This window comes from Mesorhizobium sp. WSM2561 (assembly GCF_000513915.1).
In the GTDB taxonomy this organism is placed as follows: domain Bacteria; phylum Pseudomonadota; class Alphaproteobacteria; order Rhizobiales; family Rhizobiaceae; genus Mesorhizobium; species Mesorhizobium muleiense.
Window position 1 is genome coordinate 194,289 of sequence record NZ_AZUX01000016.1, and the last position, 9,333, is coordinate 203,621.

Here is a 9,333-nt window from a genome sequence, read left to right on the forward strand (position 1 = left end):
ATGAGCCGACTGGTGGGTTTCGGGCTGCCTGATCGGCGTTGCCGCCAGCCGCGTTGAACCTTATCCGGCCTTCGACGTTAAACAGCCATTGCAGTGCCGCGCGTCGCTTTGGACGCACAACACACGCTGTGGCGTTTTGATTTGGCGCATGGTCCTTCCGAACCGAAGGGCAGCGGAGCGGAGATCATTCCCGATCCCTTGGGTTATGCGCTGAATGGTCAAAGGAGACGGAACACATGTCGATTCACTTCACTGTCTCGGACGTGACCAGAAATCTGTTTCACTCGCTGAGACTGGACCATGAGCGCGCGCCGAGACCTCTCAGTCCTGAGCAACGTCTTTTGCTGGAATGCTACCTGGCCGGTCAGATTCCGGAATCGGCCTGGAGCGACTACGTCTTCGAGACGCCGGAATTGGCACGCCATGTCAATGCGAGACGCGGGCAACACTGATATCTTGGTGAACCGGTCCGATCGCTCGAGGTGACGCCACCGAACAACGCTTGGCTGAATCGGCGGCCCGATCAGCGTGGCGTTGCGCTTGAAGCTGAGGGTGCTCGACGACAATAGCCATTGAGACAAAAAGGCCGGCACATGGCCGACCTTTCCTTCCACCTCGACCCGCGCCAGTACATCCGTGGTCACGGGTTGGAGGTGAATTGCCGACCAGTAGATAGGGATTTGGTTAACGAATCCTTAACCGACGGGAACCGCTCGTCGACGCGTCGTGGCCAATCTGATTTGCGTCTTCGTGATCAGTGCAGAAAGTCGTCTTTAAATGGGGCACATATTATTAATCGTTGTACACCAACGTGTTAGGGTAAGAGGCATATCGAAGATGCATGTCGCGCAAAAGCATGCCCTCGGGCCTGACCCGAGGCTGCGCAGCGTTTTTGCGATAACGACATGCATAAAAACAAGACTTAAGCGCGTCGCATTGGATCCGTTCAGCCGCAACGCGCTTTAGCCTATTCTGGAAGTCGACTTATGGCCGTGCTTGGCGCTCTCCCTCCTGGCGTTCGCTGTCGACCAATTCGCGAAGCAGATTGGCAAGGAGTGGTCGACTGCCTGTGCCGGGGGTTTCCGAAGCGTGACCGAAGTTACTGGATACAGGCGCTGACCCGTTTGGCGCAGCGGCCTCCCGTCGCCGAGTTCCCACAATACGGCTTGGCCTTGGAGAAGGCCGATCGGATCGTCGGCGTTGTGCTGACCCTGTATACCCGTTATCCCGGGCAGGAAGGCGACGAAGTCCGCTGCAACCTTTCAAGCTGGTCCGTCGACGCAGAATTCCGTCCCTATGGCGCCAAATTGGTCACGACGATTCTCAAGCGAAGGGACGTGACCTACACCAATATTTCGCCGGCGCCCGCAACGTTGAAAGCCAACTGGGCGCTCGGCTTTCGCCCCTTCACCACCGGACAATTTGCCTTCTTGCCGGCTTTTAGTTCGGCGCAGCGGTCATGTCGCGTGCTTGAAGCTCGTCCCGATCTTGCGGAAATGGCGATGCTGTCCGACAGCGACAGATACATACTCTCGGAACACTCAGCACTTGGCTGCCGGTCATTGATTTGCATTTGCGACGGAGCAGCGTTTCCTTTCGTATTGATGCCGCGCCGGATATTGCGCGGTCTTATCCCATCCCATCAGATCGTCTATTGCCGCTCTCTCGCGGATTTGAGCCGGTGCGCCGGTGCCATCGGGCGCTTTCTCTTGCGAAGCGGCAACCTGCTTTGCGTCGTCGACGCCAGGGAGCCGATTGGAGGTCTGTTCGGGTGGTACCGCGCCAACAGCGGGCTGAAATATTTTAGGGGTCCCAGACCACCCTCGCTTGGAGATCTGTCGTTCACCGAGCTTGTAATGTTCGGTCCCTGAACGACAAGCGCAGCATCAGTCATGCCGCACCGCTTTGCAGCTGAAATGCCAAATGGAACCCCCGCCTCCCGGGGCGAGGGTTCCATTTTTGAAAACGACGATCTGTTACTGAACAGGGGCTGTCTGAGCTGGCGGGGTTGCCGGTGCCGGCGTCATCGTGTCGGCTGGAGGTGGCGGCAATTGGCCAGCGGTCGTCGCCTGCGTTCCTCCCGATTGAGTTTGGTCACACGCCGCCAGGGCAGCAAGCGCCAGGCCGAACGCGGCGAACAAGGGTAGTTTGCGGGTCATATACAGTCCCTTCTATGGACGCCACCCGCGCAGGCCTGATCATCAGGACCGCTGCCTCCAGGTCAACCGTCGCTTCGTCGTCGACGCTTCAAACATTCTTACGTCCCGTAAAAGGTGGCGGGCCTTCGGGCTCGGTTTCGGTCGGCCTGGGCAAGCAAAACCGTGAGAGTGAAAGCCTCACGCCCCGGCCTGCGACTTCACATAAGCGATATAGCCGCGCACGTCGGCCGCCGGCTCGGCATAGGCCTTCCCGAGCTTCTTCTCGATCGCCGCCATGTACTCCTTCGCCCATTGGGGCAGCGCGTAGTCGATGGCGGCCAGGAATTCGAGCGTCGCCGCCAGGCGGATGTCGGCGATCGACGGGTTCTTGCCACCGATGAACGGCTTGCCGTTCCTGAAGAAGCTGTGAAAGACCTCCAGCGGCTCGGCTATCGCTGTCATAGCAGCCTTCTGGGCTTCCGCCTTCTTGTCGGGATGAGCGTCGCTGTGGCCGACCTCGCCGGCATATTGCGGGAAATTCAGCGCAGGATAGGTGGCGCGCGCCACATAGGGGTAGAGCGTGCCGATCAGGTAGAACATGGCGCTGTCGATCATCGCCCGCTTGGCCGGCGCCTTGGGATATAATTTCTCCAGCCCGTGCTTGTTGGCGAGATACTGCATGATGGCGCAGCTTTCCCACAACACGCCCCTGGGCAGGCCCTTGTCCTCGATCATCGGCGTCAGATGGGCCGGGTTTCGCGCCATATACTCGGGCGAGCGCGTGTGGCCCCATACGTCGGTCTCGGAATGGTCGAGCCCGGCCGCGCGCGCAAACACCCGTACGCTCATATTGTTGACGCTCGGCTTCAGCATGCTGAGCATCAGTGCAGACTTCTTTCCTGATTTCGCCTTGGTCTTCCGCGCGGATTTCGCGGACGCCTTGTCTTCAAGTTTTGCGGCGGCTTTCGTTGCCGACTTGTCGGAAGCGCCTGACGCCTTGACCGCAGGCGTTGTCGCCTTGGCCGCAGGCTTTGTCGCCTTGGCAGCTGGTTTCGTGGCGGCCTTGGCAGCCGGCTTCTTCCCATTTTTCGTTGTCGTCTTTACCATTGTCGTCCTCCCTCGGGTTGCTGTCGTCAGTATGGATTCTTCGGCGCGCGGTCCTCCGACAAGGTCGCACGGGAGCGCTCGACCAGCGCCTGGATCGCGTCGGCGAGATGCACTTCGGCGATTGCGTAGTCGCCGCGCGCGACGCGAAGCTTGTGCGCCTGCATCAGCACGTCGGCATGGGTGAAGCCCGCCGGCGGCTCGAAACGGTAGGAAGCGAGCTCGATCAGCAGGCCGAGCGGATCCTCGAAATAGATCGAATCCATAAAACCGCGATCCTTGACGCCGCTGTGCTTGATGGCGCGCTCGTCGAGCCGGGCGACCGCCTGCAGGAAGGTGACCCGCGACACCGCAAACGCGATGTGATGGACGCAGCCCGGATCGGTCGGCGTGCGCCGTTTGACCGGCGTGCGGCTCTCGTCGGTGAAGATGGTGATCAGCCGGCCGTCGCCCGGATCGAAATAGAGGTGGCTTTCGCTGGCCTTGTCGAGATTGGGCTGCTCGAAGATGAAAGGCATGCCAAGCACGCCTTCCCAGAAGTCGATCGAGGTCTGGCGCCCGGCGCCGACCAGCGTGATGTGATGGACGCCTTGCGATTGCAGTTTTTGCATGGGTTCCTCCCTGGCAGCCGGACGCCGTCGTGTTCTCTTCGCCCCCGGTGCCGCTCGCGGTTGCGCTGCCTTGTGCCTGGCACGAGGATTATCAGGAGATGCTAAATCAACCGGCGACGATGCGCCAGAAGCCAGGCCACATAGGGACGCTTGCATTGTAAGGCCTGTGTAGCGCAAACGGTAGCTAAGCGCCGCGAGCCTTTCGACCGCCCTTAAGCTCGATGATCCTTTGAGCCGCCTTCGCGATAAAGCCGGACCGGGTATAACCGTGCGCCTCAGCAAAAGCGTCAATTTGGCTTAGAACATCTTCAGCGAGCGTGACGTTCACGCGGACAGCTTTCTTGGCCTCGGTCTTCACCGCAACCAAGATTGCAACGCCGTCTCGATTATCGGCGTCGGCCATGACATCTTCCAAGCTGGAGGATTCTGGAATGGCTTCGCCATCTTCCACAAGCCCTTCGATGTGAAAGGCAAGGGCCTCCTCAGCCACAGCACGAGCGTCGTCCAGATCGGTGCCGGCGGTGACAACGCCGGGAAAATCAGGAAAGGACACGCCGAAGTCGCTGTCGGTATCCTTATGGACCAACCCGATATACTGCTTCATTGTATCTACCTCAGCTTTAGACCGGATTGACGTTCAATGCTCCGCAAGGTTCCCAAAGGAATATCCCTTTGGGGTGCGGAACCGTCACTCTACCGACTTTCTTCTTGTGTTTGAATTGTGCATGGCTTGCGTCAGCGACTCCAGATCCTCAGGTCCGCCAACATTCGCGGCCGTACAGGGTCGCTCATCGATGAACATTCGATGCACAGATCGCAAGCGCGCTAAGTCCTTGGTACGCCCAAGGGGAATCGAACCCCTGTTCCCGCCGTGAGAGGGCGGTGTCCTGACCGCTAGACGATGGGCGCGTTCAAGAACCGGCGATATAGGCTGACGGCCGGGAAAAAGCAACTGGGCTTCTGGCAGTCAATGATGTCGGGAAATATCCGTTGCAGGCCTATCGTTTTGGCTCGATCAAATCCCAGAGATTTCCATGGAGATCGGCGAAAACCGCCACAGTGCCATAGGGCTCAACGCGGGGCGCCTCACGGAATTCAACGCCCTTTTCGAGCATTGCCGCGTGGTCGCGGACAAAATCGTCGGTCTCGAGGAACAGAAAGACGCGGCCGCCGGTCTGGTTGCCGATCCGGCTTGCTTGCATATCGTCCGACGCTTCGGCCAGCAGCAGCCGCGCGCCCTGTCCGTTCGCCGGCGCCACCGTGACCCAGCGCTTGCCGCCGCCGAGATCGACGTCCTCGGTCAGCAAAAAGCCCAGCCTGTCGACATACCAGGCGATCGCCTCATCGTAATTGGCGACGACAAGCGCAACGCTGGCGACGCGGCGATTTTTCGCACACGCAGTCATTTGTTGCGGATCGAAAAGCGACCGATTATTCGGCGCTCGGTGATGTCGTAGACAAAAATGCCGCGGCTGCCGTCGGCAAGCTCCGCATCGATGGAGACGCGGTTGCCGGACAGCGACTGACTGATGACCTTGGCGCCGACCGGCAGCACGATGTCGCCGGTCAGCGGCTCGCCTGGTGGCACTTGGATGTCGCCGGCAGGGGATGGGGCTGCCGGCGGCGCGCTGCGCGTTTTGTAGACAAGGGCTGCAATCACCACCATAAGGGCGAGGAACAGCAGGCCGAGGTTGATGGCGACGAAGCGGACGAGCTTCTTGCGCACCTTTTCGACTTCGGGGTCGAGCGGCTTTTCCTCGTCTTCATCGGCAGCAGCCATGGCAAACCATTCCGGAACGATTTTCGATGAGCGCTCATAACGAAGAGACCCCGATATTGATAGAGGATGGATTGACGGGCGGATCGCCAAATGGGGGATCGCCAGACGGATCGGTCGTGCTGGAAGCAGGCCCCGATGCGGCCGGCCAGCGGCTCGACCAATGGCTGGCGGGCAAGCTCGGCCCGGACATGTCGCGCAGCCGGGTGCAGATGCTGATCAGACAGGGCGCCGTCAAAGTCGGCGGCCAGCCGGTCATCGAGACCAAACGCAAGTTGGCGGCCGGTGAACGCGTATCGGTCGACATGCCGGAGCCGGAGCCGGCGGAGCCGCAAGGCGAGAACATCTCGCTCGACGTCCTCTATGAAGACAATGAATTGATCGTCATCGACAAGCCGCCGGGGCTGGTCGTCCATCCCGGCGCCGGCAACTGGACCGGCACGCTGGTCAATGCGCTGATCCACCATTGCGGCGACAGTCTTTCCGGCATCGGCGGTGTGCGGCGGCCGGGCATCGTCCACCGCCTGGACAAGGAGACCAGCGGCGTCATGGTCGTGGCCAAGACCGACCGCGCCCACAAATCATTGTCGGAGGCGTTTGCCGACCATGGCCTGACCGGCGATCTCAAACGCGCCTATCTGGCGCTGGTCTGGGGCATTCCGATGAGACCGACAGGCACGGTCGACGAGCCGCTTGGGCGCGCCGCCGACCGCGTGCGCCGTGCCGTGGTGCCACAGGGCCGGGACGATGCCCGCCACGCCGTCACCCATTTCACGGTGGTCGAGCGCTTTGGCGAGCAGCAAAAGGAGTTTGCCACGGCGAGCCTGGTCGAATGCCGGCTCGAAACCGGCCGCACCCATCAGATCCGCGTCCACATGGCTCATATCGGCCATCCGGTCGTCGGCGATCCCGATTACGGCCAGGCCTTTCGGACCAAGGCGAACCGGCTGCCCGAGCCGCTGAAAGGCCAGGTGAAGGGCTTTCCGCGACAGGCATTGCATGCCCGCCTGCTTGAATTTCGGCATCCGACTACCCATTTACCGATGAGGTTCGAGGCGCCGCTACCGAGCGACATGGAGGAACTCGTGGACGGCTTCCGCAGACTCTGAACCGGCTTCATCCATTCAAAACCAGATCGGCAAAAACCTGACCCGCGTTGTTCACTTTGGCGTGACACACTGTTTCGTGTTGAACCAAATGCTGTCCTTTCTGGTTTTGTTCCTGTATACATCCGCTGTCGCGAACGAGCCTTTTGGCGTTCGTGACATATGCCCGCCGCGTTAGGGGGCACCACTCCAAGAGAGAGGGGCGCTATCATGGCCCAGTCACTACCCAGTATCGTTTCCGGCGAAGGCGGCCTCAGCCGCTACCTGGAAGAAATCCGTCGCTTTCCGATGCTTCAGCCGCAGGAAGAGTACATGCTCGCCAAGCGTTACGCTGAGCACGAGGATACCACGGCTGCGCACAAGCTCGTCACCAGCCACCTTCGGCTCGTCGCCAAGATCGCCATGGGCTATCGCGGCTACGGCCTGCCGATCGGCGAGGTGATCTCGGAAGGCAATGTCGGCCTGATGCAGGCCGTCAAGAAATTCGAACCGGAGCGCGGCTTCCGGCTCGCCACCTACGCGATGTGGTGGATCAAGGCCTCGATCCAGGAATACATCCTGCGCTCGTGGAGCCTGGTCAAAATGGGCACTACCGCCAACCAGAAGCGGCTGTTCTTCAACCTGCGCAAGGTGAAGGGCAAGATTCAGGCGCTCGACGACGGCGACTTGAAGCCCGAGCAGATCGCCGAGATCGCCACCCGCCTCAACGTGTCGGAAGCGGAAGTGGTGTCGATGAACCGCCGCCTGTCGGGCGACGCCTCGCTCAACGCGCCGATCCGGGCGAGCGAAGGCGAGTCCGGTGAGTGGCAGGACTGGCTGGTCGACGACCACGAAAGCCAGGAAGAGGCGCTGATCGAGCAGGACGAGCTGGAAAACCGGCGCGGCATGCTGTCCGGCGCTCTTGCCGTGCTCAACGAGCGCGAGCGGCGAATCTTCGAGGCGCGCCGCCTGGCTGAGGAGCCGCTGACGCTGGAAGAGCTGTCGGCCGAGTTCGACATCAGCCGCGAGCGCGTGCGCCAGATCGAGGTGCGCGCCTTCGAGAAGGTGCAGGACGCGGTCAAGGCCGCAGCCAAGCGCCAGATGCAGGCGCTGCGCACCATCGAGGCGCAGCCGGCGGCGTAAAACCTTCCGACGGAAACAAATAACGGCGGCGTCAGGTAACTGGCGCCGCCTTTTTTATGGTCCACCGACTGCCGGGAACTGTCCCTTGGTGTCATATTCCAGCTGGGGTTGCCGGTTCCGCCGCGCCTTCGCGAACGCCCGATCCGTCGCCATAAACCGCTCAATCATCGGTGTGATCAGCCTGGCCGGCTCATAGCGGCATTATAGCAATTTTCCCCAAGCCCTGGAAACCGCAACGCTGCAAATTGTGGCGGCAATGTTCCGGCGCCGACACGGGCTTCCGTCGCGAAATTTCACGAGGCGGCGCTTGCGGCAAGCGGGCGCGACAACGGGCCGTCGGGGCTGCGCTGGGCAGTTGAGCTCGCCTACTTGGAAACCAAAGGCAGTATGACGATGACGATTTCTCCGTTTCTCACCGCTCTCGGATCCGACGGTCCCCCAGCCGACCGAGCGAAAGACATGAACCTGTATGGATGGCTAATTGGAAGCTGGGAAATGGACACGGTCCACTACCGCGATGACGGCACAATCCAGAAATGGGATGGAGAATGCCATTTTGGCTGGGTGCTCGAAGGCCGCGCGATTCAGGACGTCTGGATCAGGCCCAAGCGCCCTGCGCCATCCACGATGTATGGCACGACTTTGCGCATCTTCGATCCTGGGATCGATGGCTGGCACATCATATGGAATGACCCGCTCAACCGAGATCACTCGCGCCAGACCGGGCGGGCCGAGGGTAAGGACATTGTCCAACTCGGCACTGATTCGCGCGGTCTGAAAACTCGATGGCGTTTCACCGAGATCACCGCCAGCAGCTTCCATTGGATCGGCGAGGAAAGATCTTCCGAGAGCGACCGTTGGCAAATCACGTATGAACATTTAGTCCGCCGAACAAAACCCTGAAGCTAGACTGGCTGGCGTCTGCGCTGCCCCTCATCCGGCTGCCGGTGTCCAGTTGATAGATGGGTACCTTCTCCCCGTATAGTGGCGGGGAGAAGAGGCAGATCGCACCGCCGGCACTCTTTGTTGCAACGTCGAAAATTAGCGAAATCGTCAGTGAAAGCGTCTTTCTCCCCGTCACTATACGGGGAGAAATGTCCGGTTGTCCGAACCGGATAGATAGGTAACAGAATGGACTGATTACATGGGTGACAGTTTTCTCCTTCGCCGGGAGGACCGGCGATGGTTTGGCGAGAGACTGGCATCATGGATGAGCGGCTTCGGTTTGTTGTGGAGTGCCTGGCGGGTGATGAGACGATGACGCAGCTTTGTGCTGACTTCGGCATATCGCGCAAGATCGGCTACAAATGGCTGGGACGGTACCGGGAGTTCGGCCCGGAAGGTCTGCATGACCGGCCGCGGGCGCCGCTCAATCATGGCCGGGCGACGGCGGTGGATCTGGTGGAGCGGATCGTTGCTTCGAAGGAGGCACATCCACTGTGGGGGCCGAAGAAGATCATGGCGCGGCTCAAGCG

11 protein-coding genes, 1 tRNA gene and 2 pseudogenes are annotated in these 9,333 nt (G+C 60.6%); 6 read left to right on the top strand and 8 right to left on the bottom strand.

What is annotated here, in order from left to right; translation table 11 throughout:
* The first annotated feature begins 236 nt into the window (after positions 1-236).
* Both M727_RS39980 and M727_RS0115745 read left to right on the top strand, forming a co-directional pair.
* Positions 237-452, top strand: a complete 216-nt coding sequence (locus M727_RS39980) for a hypothetical protein (protein ID WP_084646744.1) — start codon at positions 237-239, stop codon at positions 450-452.
* A 534-nt stretch (positions 453-986) separates the two neighbouring features.
* Positions 987-1,871: a hypothetical protein gene (locus tag M727_RS0115745; protein WP_027153484.1), complete on the top strand. Its 885-nt coding sequence runs from the start codon at positions 987-989 to the stop codon at positions 1,869-1,871.
* A 465-nt stretch (positions 1,872-2,336) separates the two neighbouring features.
* On the opposite strand, the gene M727_RS0115750 is transcribed toward M727_RS0115745, so the two are convergent.
* The 7 genes and pseudogenes from M727_RS0115750 to M727_RS0115775 form a co-directional block, all read right to left on the bottom strand.
* Complete coding sequence (locus tag M727_RS0115750) at positions 2,337-3,245, bottom strand: glutathione S-transferase family protein (protein ID WP_027153485.1); 909 nt, start codon at positions 3,243-3,245, stop codon at positions 2,337-2,339.
* Positions 3,246-3,271: 26 nt separating this feature from the next.
* Entirely contained in the window at positions 3,272-3,853 is a 582-nt protein-coding gene (locus M727_RS0115755; RefSeq protein ID WP_027153486.1) for a VOC family protein, read from the bottom strand.
* Between the two features lie 184 nt (positions 3,854-4,037).
* Positions 4,038-4,457, bottom strand: coding sequence for a type II toxin-antitoxin system HicB family antitoxin (locus tag M727_RS0115760; protein WP_027153487.1), 420 nt, complete (start codon positions 4,455-4,457; stop codon positions 4,038-4,040).
* A gap of 5 nt (positions 4,458-4,462) precedes the next feature.
* A pseudogene (locus tag M727_RS43035) lies at positions 4,463-4,584 on the bottom strand (type II toxin-antitoxin system HicA family toxin); the annotation flags it as partial.
* Between the two features lie 103 nt (positions 4,585-4,687).
* Positions 4,688-4,762, bottom strand: a tRNA-Glu gene (locus tag M727_RS0115765).
* Positions 4,763-4,851: 89 nt separating this feature from the next.
* Positions 4,852-5,259 carry a VOC family protein gene (locus tag M727_RS0115770; protein ID WP_027153488.1) on the bottom strand — a complete coding sequence of 136 codons (408 nt, stop codon included), beginning with the start codon at positions 5,257-5,259 and terminating at the stop codon, positions 4,852-4,854.
* Positions 5,256-5,633, bottom strand: a complete 378-nt coding sequence (locus tag M727_RS0115775; RefSeq protein ID WP_027153489.1) for a hypothetical protein — start codon at positions 5,631-5,633, stop codon at positions 5,256-5,258. The genes M727_RS0115770 and M727_RS0115775 overlap by 4 nt, the downstream gene beginning before the upstream one ends.
* A 26-nt stretch (positions 5,634-5,659) precedes the next feature.
* Here M727_RS0115775 and M727_RS0115780 point away from each other — a divergent pair, with 26 nt between their 5' ends.
* Entirely contained in the window at positions 5,660-6,739 is a 1,080-nt protein-coding gene (locus tag M727_RS0115780; protein WP_027153490.1) for an RluA family pseudouridine synthase, read from the top strand.
* Between the two features lie 207 nt (positions 6,740-6,946).
* Positions 6,947-7,858 (top strand): RNA polymerase sigma factor RpoH, encoded by a 912-nt coding sequence (gene rpoH, locus M727_RS0115785; protein ID WP_023797074.1) that lies wholly within the window; start codon positions 6,947-6,949, stop codon positions 7,856-7,858.
* Between the two features lie 54 nt (positions 7,859-7,912).
* Here the strand turns inward: rpoH and M727_RS39990 are convergent.
* A pseudogene (locus tag M727_RS39990) lies at positions 7,913-8,050 on the bottom strand (DUF2274 domain-containing protein); the annotation flags it as partial.
* Positions 8,051-8,245: 195 nt separating this feature from the next.
* Between M727_RS39990 and M727_RS0115790 the strand changes: the two are divergent.
* Together M727_RS0115790 and M727_RS0115795 are read left to right on the top strand one after the other, a co-directional pair.
* The gene (locus M727_RS0115790; protein ID WP_245268650.1) at positions 8,246-8,761 is read left to right on the top strand and encodes a hypothetical protein; all 516 of its coding nucleotides are present in this window, start codon (positions 8,246-8,248) and stop codon (positions 8,759-8,761) included.
* A gap of 279 nt (positions 8,762-9,040) precedes the next feature.
* Positions 9,041-9,333: helix-turn-helix domain-containing protein (locus M727_RS0115795; RefSeq protein WP_027151435.1), on the top strand; the 293-nt coding region annotated here is incomplete at its 3' end.